14 protein-coding genes are annotated in these 16365 nt (G+C 37.4%); 6 read left to right on the top strand and 8 right to left on the bottom strand.

Annotated elements, in window-relative coordinates; genetic code table 11:
- Nucleotides 1–184 (top strand): integrase core domain-containing protein (locus tag G9H60_RS01970; protein WP_223142428.1); only part of this gene is annotated, 184 nt, incomplete at its 5' end.
- 155 nt (nucleotides 185–339) lie between these two features.
- Here G9H60_RS01970 and G9H60_RS01965 read toward each other — a convergent pair.
- The 3 genes from G9H60_RS01965 to G9H60_RS01955 form a co-directional block, all read right to left on the bottom strand.
- Nucleotides 340–906 carry a 50S ribosomal protein L25/general stress protein Ctc gene (locus G9H60_RS01965; RefSeq protein ID WP_223142427.1) on the bottom strand — a complete coding sequence of 189 codons (567 nt, stop codon included), beginning with the start codon at nucleotides 904–906 and terminating at the stop codon, nucleotides 340–342.
- Nucleotides 907–965: 59 nt separating this feature from the next.
- Entirely contained in the window at nucleotides 966–1907 is a 942-nt protein-coding gene (locus G9H60_RS01960; RefSeq protein ID WP_166373997.1) for a ribose-phosphate pyrophosphokinase, read from the bottom strand.
- A gap of 85 nt (nucleotides 1908–1992) precedes the next feature.
- Nucleotides 1993–4257 carry an aconitate hydratase gene (locus tag G9H60_RS01955; RefSeq protein ID WP_223142426.1) on the bottom strand — a complete coding sequence of 755 codons (2265 nt, stop codon included), beginning with the start codon at nucleotides 4255–4257 and terminating at the stop codon, nucleotides 1993–1995.
- Nucleotides 4258–4511: 254 nt separating this feature from the next.
- On the opposite strand from G9H60_RS01955, the gene G9H60_RS01950 reads away from it, so the two are divergent.
- The 3 genes from G9H60_RS01950 to G9H60_RS01940 all read left to right on the top strand — a co-directional run bounded on the left by G9H60_RS01950 (nucleotide 4512) and on the right by G9H60_RS01940 (nucleotide 10243).
- Entirely contained in the window at nucleotides 4512–6731 is a 2220-nt protein-coding gene (locus G9H60_RS01950) for a DUF5686 family protein (protein ID WP_223142425.1), read from the top strand.
- A 109-nt stretch (nucleotides 6732–6840) separates the two neighbouring features.
- Nucleotides 6841–9330 carry a type I DNA topoisomerase gene (topA, locus tag G9H60_RS01945; protein ID WP_223142424.1) on the top strand — a complete coding sequence of 830 codons (2490 nt, stop codon included), beginning with the start codon at nucleotides 6841–6843 and terminating at the stop codon, nucleotides 9328–9330.
- Nucleotides 9331–9352: 22 nt separating this feature from the next.
- The gene (locus G9H60_RS01940; RefSeq protein ID WP_223142423.1) at nucleotides 9353–10243 is read left to right on the top strand and encodes a bifunctional 5,10-methylenetetrahydrofolate dehydrogenase/5,10-methenyltetrahydrofolate cyclohydrolase; all 891 of its coding nucleotides are present in this window, start codon (nucleotides 9353–9355) and stop codon (nucleotides 10241–10243) included.
- 5 nt (nucleotides 10244–10248) lie between these two features.
- On the opposite strand, the gene G9H60_RS01935 is transcribed toward G9H60_RS01940, so the two are convergent.
- From G9H60_RS01935 to G9H60_RS01915, 5 genes are read right to left on the bottom strand one after another with little or no spacing between them, the layout of a single operon-like run.
- Entirely contained in the window at nucleotides 10249–11154 is a 906-nt protein-coding gene (locus G9H60_RS01935) for a class I SAM-dependent methyltransferase (protein WP_262899914.1), read from the bottom strand.
- Between the two features lie 2 nt (nucleotides 11155–11156).
- A complete protein-coding gene (locus tag G9H60_RS01930; RefSeq protein ID WP_223142422.1) occupies nucleotides 11157–12770 on the bottom strand; it encodes a hypothetical protein in 1614 nt (537 codons plus the stop codon).
- A 4-nt stretch (nucleotides 12771–12774) separates the two neighbouring features.
- A complete protein-coding gene (locus tag G9H60_RS01925; protein ID WP_223142421.1) occupies nucleotides 12775–13179 on the bottom strand; it encodes an EVE domain-containing protein in 405 nt (134 codons plus the stop codon).
- Between the two features lies 1 nt (nucleotide 13180).
- Nucleotides 13181–14005 carry a 1,4-dihydroxy-2-naphthoyl-CoA synthase gene (gene menB, locus G9H60_RS01920; protein ID WP_223142420.1) on the bottom strand — a complete coding sequence of 275 codons (825 nt, stop codon included), beginning with the start codon at nucleotides 14003–14005 and terminating at the stop codon, nucleotides 13181–13183.
- A gap of 3 nt (nucleotides 14006–14008) precedes the next feature.
- Nucleotides 14009–14458, bottom strand: a complete 450-nt coding sequence (locus G9H60_RS01915) for a DUF2452 domain-containing protein (RefSeq protein WP_166374005.1) — start codon at nucleotides 14456–14458, stop codon at nucleotides 14009–14011.
- An 83-nt stretch (nucleotides 14459–14541) separates the two neighbouring features.
- Between G9H60_RS01915 and G9H60_RS01910 the strand changes: the two genes are divergently transcribed.
- Both G9H60_RS01910 and G9H60_RS01905 read left to right on the top strand, forming a co-directional pair.
- Entirely contained in the window at nucleotides 14542–15618 is a 1077-nt protein-coding gene (locus tag G9H60_RS01910; RefSeq protein ID WP_223142419.1) for an AMP-binding protein, read from the top strand.
- Nucleotides 15611–16360, top strand: coding sequence for a hypothetical protein (locus G9H60_RS01905; protein WP_223142418.1), 750 nt, complete (start codon nucleotides 15611–15613; stop codon nucleotides 16358–16360). The genes G9H60_RS01910 and G9H60_RS01905 overlap by 8 nt, the downstream gene beginning before the upstream one ends.
- Nucleotides 16361–16365: the final 5 nt, after the last annotated feature.

Below are 16365 nucleotides of genomic sequence, written 5' to 3'. Positions count from 1 at the left end.
TTATGATAATGCCTTAGCCGAAAGAGTGAATGGAATCTTGAAAAATGAATTCAATTTAGATGCTACGTATAAAAACCTGAAAACCGCTCAAAAAGCGGTTTCACAAGCCATTAAAACCTACAATGAATTAAGACCGCATTTAGCTTTAAAAATGAAAATGCCAGTTGATTTATATGCAGCTTAAACTATATTTACAATGAGTTATTAATAAACCCAACTGTCAACCTATATCAGGACAAGACAGATTTTTCTAATAACTAAACACTTATAACTAATAACTAAAAAAGCCTTCCAATTGGAAGGCTTTTTTTAATCTCTATCAGAAAGATAATCCTAGAATTAAGCTGTTAATTTACCTCTTAATGCTCTTGGGATATCGATCGTTGCTACTGGATTGGACATTGGATTCAAGATCTCACATCCTTTCACATCCAATTTGTTAACTTTTACTGTTTGTCCTAGGTCTAAACCAGAGATATCAGCAGTAACAAAATCAGGAATGTTTTCAGCTAATCCTTTTAAAGTTACTTTACGTAACTTTTGGATCATTTTACCTCCTTTAATAACACCAGGAGAGTTACCAATAATTTTGATAGGTACATCGATCTTAATAGGCTTGTTATCAACAATTTCTAAAAAGTCAACGTGTAATATCATTTCATTTACTGGGTGAAACTGCGCATCTTGTAAAATAGCGCGGTATTGATCACCTTCAATGTTCAATGCTACTTCGTAAACATCAGATGAGTAAAGTAAATCACGGAAAAGGATCATTGGAACAGCAAAGTGAACCTGCTCTTTTCCACCATACAATACACAAGGAGCTAAAGCTTCAGTACGCAAATCTTTCGCGCCCTTACTTCCGAGATTCGCTCTTTTATACCCTACAATCTCTAATTTTTTCATGTTGTTTTTGTTAAGTTTTCAGTCTTTCGCTTGATGCTATCCCCTGAAAACGGTTGAAATTAATATTTAATAAATAATGAACTGATAGATTCGTGATCTCTAATTCTTCCGATCGCTTTGGCAAATAACTCTGAAACGGTAAGAACTTTAATTTTGGCGCATTCTTCTTTAAGAGGTATGGTGTCAGTCACAACTAATTCTGTTAATACGGAATTAGAAATGTTTTCATAAGCCTTACCTGATAAAACTGGGTGAGTCACTATGGCCCTCACTGATTTTGCACCTTTGTCCATAATCAATTGAGCGGCTTTACACATGGTACCACCCGTATCAATTAAATCATCGACTAAAACGACATTCGCACCTTCCACATCACCGATTAATTGCATGGATGCAATTTCATTAGCACGCTTTCTGTGTTTGTCGCAAATAACCATGTTGGCATTGAAAAACTTAGCCATGTTTCTAGTTCTAACTACACCACCCACATCTGGAGAGGCAAAAGTTAAATTTTCAAGTCCTAAGGATTTCAAATAAGGGATAAAAATGGCCGTTCCTTCCAAATGGTCGACAGGAAAATCCATGAAACCTTGAATTTGACCAGCATGTAAGTCAATCGTCATCAAACGATCAGCTCCAGCAGCAGTCAGCAGGTTAGCAATTAATTTCGCTCCAATACCTACTCTAGGACGATCTTTACGATCTTGACGAGAATATCCAAAATAAGGAATAACCGCAGTAACATAGTGTGCGGAAGCTCTTCGGGCTGCATCAATCATCAATAATAATTCCATCAGATTGTCGGCCGAAGGAAAAGTAGATTGAATGATAAATACATCACAACCACGTACCGACTCATCAAAACTTGGAGACATTTCCCCATCTGAAAAGCGCAATGTAGTGGCTGCACCCAAATCTTTTCCGTAGTATTTAGCAATTTCTTTGGCCAAATAATTGGACGCTGAACCTGAAAATATTTTTACTGCATTAATCGCTGCCATTTGAAAAAATTAAGGAACAATGGTTGGTTTATCTGAAATAAGGCGCAAAACTAGTGAATTTTGCGCCCTTTTACAATTTTATGCTCTATTTAATCGAAGCACGAATGATATTCAAGGCTCCACCAGCTTTAAACCATTCAATTTGTTGAGCATTGTAGGTGTGGTTGACAGGGAAACTATCTGTACTTCCATCCGCATGCGTTAATTCAATAGTCAAAGATTTTTCAGGAGCAAAATCATTCAATCCAAGGATATTGATGCTATCATCTTCTTGGATTTTGTCATAATCTGCCTCATTAGCGAAAGTCAAAGCTAGCATACCTTGCTTCTTCAAATTGGTTTCGTGAATACGAGCAAATGATTTTACTAATACCGCACGAACTCCTAAATGGCGTGGTTCCATGGCAGCATGCTCACGAGAAGAACCTTCACCGTAATTGGTATCTCCTACTACGATCGTTCCAATACCTGCAGCTTTATAAGCACGCTGGGTATCAGGTACAGCGCCATAAACACCTGTCAATTGGTTTTTAACGTTATCTGTTTTTTCATTGAAGAAATTTACAGCACCAATCAACATGTTGTTTGAGATATTGTCTAAGTGTCCACGGTATTTTAACCAAGGACCAGCCATGGAAATATGATCAGTAGTACACTTACCTTTTGCTTTAATCAATAATTTTAAACCTTTCAAGTCAGTTCCTTCCCATGCTGAGAATGGAGCTAATAATTGAAGACGATCTGAAGTTGGAGCTACTTTCACTTGAACACCAGAACCATCTTCAGCAGGTGCTTGATATCCAGCATCTTCTACAGCAAAACCTAATTTTGGTAATTCATCTCCTGTTGGAGCCTCTAATTTCACTTGTTCTCCTTTTTCGTTGGTCAACGTATCAGTTAAAGGATTGAAAGTTAAATCTCCTGCAATCGCTAAAGCCGTTACAATTTCTGGGGAAGCAACGAATGCATAAGTATTCGGGTTACCGTCAGCACGCTTTGCAAAGTTTCTGTTAAACGAGTGAACAATCGTGTTCTTTTCTCCTTTTTCAGCACCTGGACGAGCCCATTGTCCGATACAAGGTCCACATGCATTTGAAAATACGGTGGCGCCAATTGAATCAAATGTCGAGATAAAGCCATCTCTTTCGATAGTATAACGTACTTGCTCTGATCCTGGAGTAATAGTAAACTGCGCTTTAGTTTTTAAGCCTTTAGCTGCTACTTGTTTAGCCAAAGAAGCTGCACGAGCAATATCTTCGTAAGAAGAGTTCGTACATGAACCAATCAAACCAACTTCTACTTTAGTTGGCCAGTTGTTTTTAATCGCTAATTCTTTCAATTTAGAAATAGGCGTAGCTAAATCTGGAGTAAATGGACCATTTACATGTGGTTCTAATGCATCTAAATTTATTTCAATTACTTGATCAAAATAAGCTTCAGGATTTGCATATACCTCAGAATCAGCAGTTAAGTGCTCACGAATGCCATTGGCTAATGCGGCTACATCCGCTCTTCCTGTAGACTCTAAATAACGAGCCATTGAATCATCATATCCAAAAGTAGAAGTGGTAGCACCAATTTCTGCTCCCATATTACAAATGGTTCCTTTTCCAGTACATGACATGGAAGTAGCACCTTCTCCAAAATATTCAACCACACAACCAGTACCACCTTTAACTGTTAAAATTCCAGCTACTTTTAAGATAACATCTTTTGCTGAAGTCCAACCGTTTAATTTTCCAGTTAATTTCACACCAATCAACTTAGGGAATTTCAATTCCCAAGCTAAACCAGCCATAACGTCACAAGCATCAGCTCCACCTACCCCAATGGCAATCATACCCAAACCACCAGCATTTACTGTGTGGGAGTCAGTTCCGATCATCATTCCACCTGGGAAAGCATAATTTTCTAAAACTACTTGGTGAATAATACCTGCTCCTGGTTTCCAGAATCCGATACCATATTTATCTGAAACAGATGATAAGAAATCATACACTTCTTTATTCTTGTCTACAGCCACTTTTAAGTCGGTGGTTGAAGCAATTTTAGCTTCAATTAAGTGATCACAGTGTACAGTAGAAGGTACAGCAACTTGCGGACGACCTGCTTGCATGAACTGCAATAAGGCCATTTGAGCCGTTGCATCTTGCATAGCTACACGGTCTGGTGCAAAGTCTACATAAGAACCTCCACGTGTAAATGTGGTGGAAGGGGTTCCTTCCCACAAGTGACTGTAAAGAATTTTTTCCGTTAATGTAAGCGGTTTTCCTGTCAATGCACGTGCTGCGGCAATTCTAGCCGGCATGCGATCATAGACAGCTTTAATCATTTCAATATCAAAGGCCATGAGTCAATGTTGGTTTTAATAAATTGTTCGTAAAATTAATAGATTACCGCCACCTTTTTGCCACTTTTTGCAAATATCATTTCCTTTGCAGCAGTTTTTTGTGAATTTTACATTTTAATTGACTTTTTATCAATTAATTTCTGCTTGTTAAAACCCTTGTTAAGCCCAATTTGAGATTTAAACAGATTTCTTCTTTTTGTTTTCTCTTGTTTTTTTCTGGAAGCATTAATGCCTTTGGACAAAAAAGTAATTCCATGGATACCTTAATAACTAGGGCTTTGGAATTGGCTCCTCAACATAGTTCTTTGATGGGACAATTTTCTGCCGAAGTTATTACGAAAGAAAAAGGTCGTTTTAATCAGGTTATTGGCCTAGCCAAAAATCGATTGAAAAAAAATGAAGGCATTCAGGAAGGTCAATGGTATGGAAATCAAACCCATGCAAAAGTTTATGTGAAAAGTTTGAATCAAATGATGCATGAAGTCATTGATGTCAAGGGATTCCAAAAAAAATACCCCAGACCTACCCTATTTTTCTGGCCTGATTTTTATCAAGATTTTATAGGTACTAACTGTGTTTCTCCTCTCAATTATCAAGGAAGAGATTATTATTCGTATGTATATCAAGGTGATACCTTAGTTGATGGTCAAAAAGGATATCAATTTATTGTTCGACCAATCACTTCCGGTGATCGTTTGTTTACAGGTAAATTAACGCTCAGTCATTCTGGTTGGATAATTCGTTGGGAAGCTCAAGTTGAATCAGACGCTTTGCAATATCACATGGATTTGCAACATCAATGGATACATCAAGCCTGGCTGCCCAAATCTGCATATTTTAGTTTATCAGGTGGTCTCATGGGTAATTATGGGGAATTCATTTTGCAGGAAGAAGTACAGCAAAGTCCAAAAAAATGGAATGCAGAAGCTAATTTTCAAATCCCTAGTCAATCTCAAGAAAGATTAAATATTGCTGAGATTGGTTTTGATGAGGTTTTTGCCACCCAATTATTGGGTAATTTTCATCAATCATTATTGAGAAAATGGAAGTCGCGCCCGCAAAGTGGTTTAGTTACCATGGATTCTGTTCGATTTGTAAAGCGGGAAGAAGTATTACATCAAACACAAGAAGATCAATTTTTTCAAGGTTCCATGGCTTCAAATTTATTGGAAGCATCGATAGATACCTTAAGAAAAAGCCCATTTTCATTAAATCAGTTAATTTTTTCTAAGTCGTTTTATTATGGTCCTCGACAAAAAGATTTTTATCCTTTTGAGATCTATTATAAATCACCGGTATTTGATTCCAACTTTAATACAGTAGAAGGATTTGTAGCCAATGCTGGATTGGTATTTCGAAAGCGTTGGGCAAGGTATCGTTTTCTGGAAGCTGAAATATTGGGTAGGCGTTCTTTTGGCTTGAATCGAAATACGGGCTATGTAAAATTGAGGTATAAAACAGATTCCTTTGATATTTCTTTAGCACAAGGTGATTTTGTTCAACAATTGAATCCTGATAATTCCATTTCCCCTGAAATGAACTCACTTTCAACGCTTTTGTTGAAAAATAACCAAATGAAAATTTATCGGAAAGAATATTGGAATTTGGCCATGATCAAGCGCTTCTCTTCCAAGTTTTTTCTAAAAAGTAGCCTAGAATGGTCTATAAGAAGCCAAATGGATAATACCACGGATTACTATTGGTTTAATTACTTGAATCGTAAATTCACTTCCAATAATCCTCAAAATGCGGAATATACTCAGGAAGGATTTCAGACTCATCAAGCTTTTATCAGTCAATTGACCCTTGGATTTAGACCTTTTCTAACTCAATATTACCGAAATCATATCAGAGAAAGCGAATGGGGCTCCTCTCCTCTCATCTTATTAAAATACCGAGCAGGCTGGAAAGGTGTAGCAGAATCGAATGCACCATTTAATATGGTTGAGCTTTCTTATTTACAAAATATGGCTCTTTCTCCTTGGATTAAAACAGGTTTTATCATTAATGCAGGGACATTCATCGGTGATGCACCAACGAACTTCATTGATTTTAAGCATTATAATGGAACCATGAATTTGGTACAAGCGGGTGAAATGTTGGCTTCCCATCGTTTAGTTGGCTATTACCAAAATTTCACTGCAGGAGCGAACCAGCGTTTGAACGTAAACCATTATGCCTACAGTACTTCGGGCACCTACATCGAAGGATTATCCTTGTTTCAATTTTCCAATTTGTGGTTGAAGCCTGTATTAGGTATGAAAAAATCCTATGTCAAGGAATTATTGATTGCTAATACTGTTTACATCAATAATCAAAAACTTTTGTATTCAGAACTGGGTTATGGATTGGATGGCCTTTTGAAAATATTCCGATTGGAAGCAATTGCTAGCTTTATCAATGGTCAATTTAATTACGTTGGATTACGCTTAAATCTTAATTCCAGAATACGGATAGGTAATATCCCGGATTAAATGAACAAATAGATTTTTTTTCAATGCTTCTGTATCCATTCGCTTGAAATTCATTTTAAGCAAGTATATTTGAGGTCATTTTTTAGTTTACATTATTCAATTTAATAGAATGGCAAAAAATTTGGTCATCGTGGAGTCGCCTGCAAAAGCTAAAACCATCGAAGGGTATTTGGGTAAAGATTTTGTGGTGAAATCTTCGTTTGGTCACGTGAGGGATCTTCCTATCAAGGGCGATAAGGCGATTGATATAGAGCATGATTTTACGCCAACTTATGTGATTTCACCTGATAAAACCAAGGTGATTTCAGAATTGAAAAGTTTAGCTAAATCATCAGAGGAAGTGTGGTTAGCAACTGACGACGACCGTGAGGGAGAATCCATTTCTTGGCATTTAAAAGAAGCCTTGGGCTTAAAAGACGATACTAAAAGAATTGTTTTTAGAGAAATCACCAAATCGGCCATTCAAAATGCCATTTTGGCACCTCGTAAAATTGATATGGATTTGGTGAATGCTCAACAAGCTCGCCGTATCATGGATCGTTTGATTGGATTTGAATTATCTCCCGTTTTATGGTCTAAAGTTCAAAAGGGTTTATCGGCAGGTCGTGTGCAGTCAGTAGCGGTTCGCTTGATTGTTGAAAGAGAAAAAGAAATTGAAAAGCACGAAAGTGTTGGTACCTATAAAATTTCAGCCTTATTCAATTTACCAGGTAAAAAGGTGTTGAAAGCTGAATTACCAAAGAATTTTGCAACAGAAGAGGAAGCTGTAGCGTTTTTGAAAAAATGTGTTGGGGCTAACTTTAGCATTAAAAGTTTAGAAACTAAGCCTGCTAAAAAATCTCCGGCTCCTCCATTCACGACGTCTACTTTGCAGCAAGAAGCATCCAGAAAATTGGGATATTCGGTAGCGACTACCATGCAAATTGCTCAAAAATTGTATGAATCTGGACGTATTTCTTACATGCGTACGGATTCTACCATGTTATCTCAAGAAGCAAGAGATAAAGCAAAAGCAGCTATAGAAGCAGCTTATGGAGCTAAATTTCATCATGCTCGTCAGTTTAAAACCAAGAGTGAAAGCGCACAAGAGGCTCACGAAGCCATCCGTCCTACTGATTTTGAAGTCAATTCTATTTCTGGTGATGCCCGTGAAAAACGTTTGTATGAGTTGATTTGGAAACGAGCTATTGCTTCCCAAATGTCTGAGGCAGTGATTGAACGCACTACAGCTCAAATTCAAATTTCTAGTACTTCTGAATTATTGATTGCACAAGGTGAAGTGGTTACTTTTGAGGGTTTCTTAAAGGCATATCTTGAAGGAAAAGACGAAGAGGAAGAAGATGAGAATAAAGATATGTTACCTCCTTTATCTATAGGTCAGGTACTTGATTTAGCTGAATTAAAGGCTCAAGAGCGTTTTTCTAGACCAGCCGCTCGTTATACTGAGGCAAGTTTGGTTAAAGCTTTGGAAGAAAAAGGAATTGGTAGACCTTCTACCTATGCTCCTACTATTTCTACCATCATCAAGCGTGCTTATGTCGTCAAAGAAGATCGTGCAGGAAAGGAGCGCGAGTTTCAAACGTGGATATTAAAGGATGAAGAGATTGTAGGTCAAAAGAATTCAGAGATAGTTGGTACAGAGAAAGCAAAATTATTCCCAACTCATATTGGGACTTTAGTTACCGATTTTCTTGTTGAAAATTTCGAAGAAGTAGTGGATTACACCTTCACTGCTGAAATGGAAGATGAATTTGATAATGTGGCCAAAGGTAAATTAGCTTGGACACAATTGATGAAGAATTTTTACGGTTCTTTCCATCAAACCATAGAAGATAGTAAGTCGATTTCACGCAGTTCTGTGGGGGGTGGAAGAGAATTAGGTGTTGATCCGGTTTCAGGAAAGAAAATTTCGGTACGTTTAGGAAAATTTGGACCATTTGTTCAATTAGGTGAATCAGGTGAAGAAGAAAAACCTGTTTTTGCTAACCTTTCAAAAGACCAATCAATCTCTAATTTAACATTAGAAGAAGCAATTGCTTTATTGGAGCGTCCTAAATTACCTCGCGAAGTGGGTATTCATGAGGATAAACCTTTGATTATTGGAGCTGGAAAATTAGGCCCCTACATTAAATTTGATGGCAAGTTCACTAGTTTGCCAGATACTGAAGATCCTTTTACACTGGATTTGGCAGGAGCTATTCGTGTTTTAGAATCAGCTCAGAAAGTGGCTGAAGCAGAAAGTTTAGGAACTTTCGAAAATGAATTGATATCTACAGGAAAAGGTCGTTTTGGCCCTTATGTTAAGCATGCGGGTAAATATTATTCATTGGGGAAAACCGATAATTTGGCCACATTAAGTTCAGAACGCGCCATTGAGATTATTTTAGCCAAGCGAAATTTGGAAGCGAACAAATTCATTAAAGAATTTGCAGAAAACGATCAAGTGAAGATTGTCAATGGTATGTATGGTCCGTATATTCAAATAGGTAAGCGTAATGTCAAGATTCCAAAGGATCAGAATCCAGCTGAATTGACATTAGAACAATGTCTAGCCTTAGGAGAACAAGCACCTGCACCGAAGAAAGGAAGAAAAAAGTAATAATAACAAATAATTATTGGGTATGAGTCAGATTATTGATGGCAAATTTGTTTCTGAAACAATGAAAGCCTCGATTGCCAAAGAGGTTGAAGAATTAGTTGCAGCGGGTCAAAGAGCCCCACATTTAGTTGCCATTTTGGTGGGTAATAATGGCGCTTCAGAAACCTATGTAGCGAATAAAGTTAAATCTTGTGAAGAATTAGGCTTTACTTCCACGTTGTTACGTTTTGACCCGACCATAACAGAAGCAGAATTGTTGGCCGCTGTTCAAGGCGTAAACGATAATCCTGACATGGATGGATTGATTGTTCAATTACCTCTACCCGATCATATTAATCCTGATAAAGTGATGGAAACCATTCATCCTTCCAAAGATGTGGATGGATTTCATCCCATCAATATCGGTAGAATGGCCAAGGGATTACCTGCATATATTTCTGCAACGCCTCAAGGAGTTTTGGATTTATTGGCCTATTACCAAATTCAAACGGCTGGCAAGCATTGTGTGGTTGTGGGAAGAAGTCAAATTGTAGGCTTACCTATGTCAATTTTGATGCAAAGAAACCACCCACAGGGAAATTGTACGGTTACTTTGACCCACTCAAGAACACCTAATTTGGAAGAAATTTGTGCTCAAGGTGACATTGTTATTGCTGCTTTGGGAAAACCAGAGTTCATTAAAGCTGCGCACATTAAAGAAGGTGCAGTGGTAATTGATGTAGGATTGACCCGAGTGGTGGATACCAGCAAAAAATCAGGTTTTGCTTTAAAAGGCGACGTTGATTTTGCTGATGTAGCTCCAAAATGTTCTTACATCACTCCTGTACCTAAAGGAGTTGGTCCTATGACCATTGTATCTTTGATGAAAAATACTTTATTGGCGGCCAAAGGAACAATATATCCTAAAAACTAGTTGAATTATACTTGATAATAATAGCGATGAAAGACACCCAAAGGTAGTTTTTTGTCGCTATTGTCATTTAAATAGAGTTCTCCTGATTCGGCATTGGAAGGCACATCAAATATGCCATTCATTAGGTTTTCAACAACCAAAGTCGAGAATCCAAGGGAATACACATTACTTAGTAATAAGTGCTCTTCTGGATCTAGAATTTCCTTAACAGATAGTAACAAATCTTCAATTTGCTCTTCTAAAACCCATTTTTCGCCATCTGGACCTCTTCCATAGGCTGGAGGGTCAAGAAGTATTCCTTGATAATAATTACCTCTCCTAGCCTCTCTTTTTACAAATTTCAAAGCATCTTCTGCCATCCAGCGAATGCCATCTAATTTAGAGACTTCCATATTCTCTCTAGCCCAAGATAAAACTGGTTTCACTGAATCTACGTGAGTTACCTCCGCTCCCATTTGTCGGCATACCAAACTGGCTCCACCTGTGTATGCAAACAAGTTCAAGAATTTCGGATTGGCCTTTTGAAATAAGGGGATTTTCTCAGCTAAAAACTCCCAATTGGACGCTTGCTCCGGAAATAAACCCACATGCTTAAATGAGGAAAGAGAAATTTTAAATGAAAGATTTAATCGATCAGATTGATAAGGCATAAACCATTTATCTGGGACTTTACCTTTAACTTCCCATTGACCACGTTCTTGGCTTCCTTTTTCCTTTTTGAAGTGTGCATGACTTAATTTTTGCCAATCTGCTTCAGATAATGATTTGGCCCAAATTGCCTGAGGTTCAGGTCTTCTAACGGTGAATTCTCCAAATTTCTCCAGCTTTTCAAATCCACCTGAGTCGATTAACTGATAATTATTACCCCAAAATTGAGGAGTTTCAATGGCAATGGATGTGGACTGCTTCAAAATTATTTCTGGATTTCTATCTTGTTTAAATAATATACGGACCTACGTCCTTCTTCATTGGAGATGGTTTGATAGCCATTAGCTAAATAATAAGGACCAAACCAATAGTTCAGTTCAGAACGACTACTTCGTCTAATTTTATCGCCATCGTTTTCTGTACTGATATTTTGAATGCTTTCGCTCTCCGATCTTCCTTGATTTCGTATGGTCTTGGTAATGATTTGATTATCTTGATTAAAGGAAAGTACAATTTGATCTCCTTGAATGGATGTTTTTACTTTTTGAACCAATTTGGGTTCTTTCAAATCTTTCATGTCGATGCAATGATCCCATAATAAATCTCCTTTTTCATCCAATTCGACAATGACAGCATGTGTATATACCCAACCATCAAACTGCTGCTGATTACCATAATAATTGTATCCGCGGTATCCCCAAGGGCTATAATAACTAGAATAAGGGGAATATAAACCATAATATCCATATCCCCAGCGGTATGGATTATACATCATACTCCATGGGGAATAAAAGCCTCCTAAACCCATCATGGAACCATAAGGGCCAAAATTATTGTATTTATAGTCTGGATAAAAGGCTTCCGCCACCACGATGTAGTGATCACCCTTTTTAATGATTTCATGAATTATTAATCGGTAATCTAGTCTCAAGTCTTCTCCTTTGCTTTCTTTATCCTTGATTTTCTTCTCTTGTTTTTCCTTTTGTTTGGGAGTTAAGAAATTAAAGAAATTGGAGAATTTCGTAAAACTGTGAAATTTAGATTGGAGTAATTCCCCATCTAAATAAGAGTTGAAATAAATACCTTGTGAACTAGGTCCTTTGGATGATCCAATCGTTGTTTTATGGCCATAAGTGCCCACAATAACTTGTAGTGAGTCATTCAGCTGAGTGGATTTAGCATTCATCATGGCAAATTCCTCATTGGGATTCATGACAATTTGTCCAATTTGACCTCCATCTTCATCAAATGATTTAATAATCAACTGATAATTTTTAGCTCGGTTACCTACCGAATAGGTTACATTTACCTGCTGTTGAATTGAATCCAAATCCATGGATTGAATTTCAGCTTGCCCTTTTACTACAGCAGGAAGTATACGTGTTTTACGTTCTTTTAAATTGGTAAATAAGATGACAGGTTGATTATTGACAATCCCTCCAATGAACAAAGACTCGTTCAAGGCTTTAAAATTGGAGATTTCCATCCTATCCACTGAATAAATTTGGAATTTCTCAAAGCTGCCTTTGGAAACATTGACACGAACTATTTGGTAGGAATTACTTTTAAATCGACTAAAAAGTAAGTTTAAGGATTTGCCATCAAAGCTATAGTTTACATAATCTAGGCCATTATCTATTGTTCCAGATGTATACCAAACTTGCTCTAAATTAGTAGAGAATTTTTGGATACTAAATTCCTGCTTACCTAATTGGTTTAGAATGATAACTCCTTGATTACCAATTGGTATTGTGAAAGATTCCAAGTCTTTTCCTCCTACAGGAAATTCAATTCGCTGCCCAATTTGGGCTTTGGCTTGGAACAATAGGGCCACCAATAGGCAACCTAAAAATAGCTTGAATTGATGAAAACGTTTCATATACTTATTCTGTTAGGCTCATGATAATATCAAATTCGGGCTTATCAACTGGCGTTACTGAAAGTCTTGATTGTTTCAATAAAGCCAAATTGCTTAAACGCTCATCTGATTTCATCTGTTTTAGGCTTACTGTTTTAGCAAATTTCCGAATGGGAACTAGTTCAACTACTACCCAGCGTGGGTCATCCGTCGTAGGGTCTGGATAATGTTCCTTGCTCACTTCGGCCAATCCAACCACTTCAAGGCCTTCGTTGGAGTGATAAAAATACACCCAATCACCTTTTTTCATGGCCATCAAATTGTTTCTAGCTTGGTAATTTCTTACCCCATCCCAAACGGATTTACCCTCTTTAACGAAATCATCCCAAGAATATTTGAATGGCTCTGATTTAACTAACCAATGGTTCATATTATGGGAATTTAGGGAATTTGGAGAAATCGGGTTTTCTTTTTTCTAAAAAGGCGTTTTTGCCTTCTTTAGCTTCATCCGATAAATAATATAATAAGGTGGCATTTCCTGCTAATTCTTGAATTCCAGCTTGCCCATCCAATTCCGCATTGAACGATGATTTAAGCATACGTAGTGCAATTGGGCTTTTTTCTAAAATCCGCTCGCACCAAGATACAGTTGTTGCTTCTAATTGATCCAAAGGAACCACCTTATTCACTAAGCCCATTTGTAAAGCTTCTTGGGCATCATATTGATCACACAAATACCATATTTCTCTAGCTTTCTTTTGTCCAACTACACGTGCTAAATAGGAAGCACCAAAACCACCATCAAAAGAACCCACATTGGGTCCTGTTTGACCAAAACGGGCATTATCTGCTGCAATAGATAAGTCACAAACTACGTGCAATACATGTCCTCCACCAATAGCCCAGCCAGCTACCATGGCAATAACGGGTTTTGGAATAGTTCTAATTTGTCTTTGTAAATCCAATACATTTAAACGGGGTACTAAATCCTGACCCACGTATCCTCCATCTCCGCGCACACTTTGGTCTCCACCAGAACAGAAAGCTTTTCCACCTTCACCTGTTAAAATAATAACACCAATTGCGGTGTCTTGTCGAGCTAATTCCATTGCTTCCGACATTTCCTGTACCGTTTTAGGAGTAAAAGCATTGTGTTTGTGAGGACGATTTATGGAAATTTTGGCAATTCCATTGTATTGTTGAAATAGAATTTCTTCGTACTCCTTGATCGTTTTCCAGGGAAAATTAGATGTCATTGTTTATTCGTTTTCTTGGTTATAAATCACATCCCAGGTATGGTCTGCTAATAAGGTTACTTGGGCTAAAAATCGACTATATTTAAAGGAACGGCCCCATTCATGTGGTGCTACTAAAGATAATAAATCTGTTCCGTTCTCTTTTTCGTACAAATAATAGGTTTCACTAATAATAGGTTCAAAACCCATAGCGGCATCATAAATACGCTCAGATATCTCTTTTCTTTCAGCTAATAATTTGGCTTGCTTGGCCAATACCTCCATTTGTTCATATAGCTGGTTCATTTGACGATCCGTCTGCTGACGCATTGCCTTCACTGAACGCCCTTTGGTTTTGCCCATATCCTCTGGCTTTATGACAGCAGACCCTGCGGTATGTGCATAAGGTAAAAGCCCAGGGTTTTGGGCAACTTTATCAGGATTGATAGGATTTAAGAAAGGATCTTCAGACATGCTCAATTAATTAAGGTAAATCCTAGCTGTAACCCTCAAAATTAGAGAATGTTTGGTTAATTTTGGAATGATTCGCTGATTATATGCTGGTAATTTCTCCAAAGTCAAATGTGTTCCCTAATCCTTCAACTTCTTTTGAGGCAGAAGTGATTGAATTTTGCCAGCTATGGAATGCAGGAAGTGAATGGTTTAACTTTCATACCTCAGGTTCAACAGGTGAACCTAAGGCCATTCGAATCCATCGAGATCAAATGATTCATTCAGCACAATTAACGGGTAATTGGCTAGGTTTGGAGGCAGGAGATCGTGCTTTGTTATGTCTACCTGTTAAGTTTATTGGTGGGGTTATGGTGGTGGTTAGAGCTTTAGTTTGGGACTTACAACTCATCATTGTCGAACCAAGTAACCAGCCAGAAATACCTTTGGATTTTCCAATTCAAATGACTTCGATGGTACCACCTCAATTGCAATATATTTTACAACATGATTCACTTTTAGCTCCTTTTAAAGAATCAAAAGGTGTTTTAGTCGGAGGTGCCGCGATTTCAGTAGAGATTGAAAACCTTGCCCTAAAACAAGCATTTCCTATATTTTTAACTTACGGAATGACGGAAACGGTGTCGCATATCGCCTATCGCCGTATTTCATCAATAGCAGATGAATACCTGCATCCTTTGCCAGGAGTAGAAATCAATCTTAATGAAGAGGAATGTATTTGCATTCGCTCTCAAGTGACCAACAACCTTTGGATTGAAACTAATGATTTAGCTGAAATTAATGAAGTTCAAGGTTTTCGAATTTTAGGAAGAAAAGACTTTGTCATTAATTCTGGGGGAATGAAAATTATACCAAGTCAGATTGAAAAATACATTCAAGCCTTTTTTCTTACATCAGGTATTTCCGTTCATTCATTTGTAGCAGCTTTGCCAGATGAGTTCTATGGTCAGAAAGCGGTATTATTCATTGAATCTTCCCCACCTTTGGATTGGGGAGATCCATTAAAAGCTTATTTATTAAAACATCTACCATCCAAACTAATCCCCAAGTCGATTATTTGTCTTCCAAAATTCATATTTAATTCAAATGGTAAATTGGATAGTTTGAAAACGGTAGCTTTGTATCTTCAATCTTCATCCAAAGAATCTCATGCCCATGACTAATTTCAATTTATTTTATGAGAGCGCTAATAACGTTCCTGCTCCTTATCATTTTGAATCTCTTATTCGATTTATAGGATTTGGAACTCCAGAAGCCTCTTTGGAAGTAGAAATTCAATATACAGATCGCGAAGATTTTTCTAAAGAAGAATTGATTGCTGAAGGATTACCTACTGAGGAAACCTGGAGTTGGAAAGGAAGTATTTCTTCCGCATGGCAACAAAGGCTTGCTGCTCGATTTGATACCTATAAATCGGGTTCTTGTAAGCCGAGAGATGAGGAACCATTTATTATGTTGGAATATCCTAATTCTACAACCAAGGTGCCTAGAATGTTGGAAATAGAAGAAAACTTAATTCAAGAATTCATTCAATCTATCTTTGAAACTGCTGGCAGAGAATTACCCTTGTTTTTGGGATTTCAGTTTAAAAATGAATTGGATGAGTGGGTTAGAATTGAAGGAGAACTATCTTTTGAGAATTTAACTTTCACCTATCAGGAATCAGGTTCTGTCTTAAAAACAATTTCAGATTGGGATCGTTTACAAGCTTTAATGAATACTGTTTATATTGCTGACTTCCAGGCTGATAAAGCAAAGGAAGAATTAAAAAGTACCCATTCGTTTGCAGTGTATCCAGGAGATGGGCTGTGGTATGTAGCTGGAGATTCACTCAGAAAACCTGCTGGGAATAATCGGTATTTTGATGGATTAGAAAACAGTTTAAGGGAATTATTTAAGTCTTAAAAACC

Origin of the sequence: Aquirufa aurantiipilula (assembly GCF_019923745.1) — a bacterium.
GTDB lineage: Bacteria > Bacteroidota > Bacteroidia > Cytophagales > Spirosomataceae > Aquirufa > Aquirufa aurantiipilula.
Note: the sequence above shows the minus strand (reverse complement) of the source record. Positions and strands in the feature narration are given on the sequence as shown.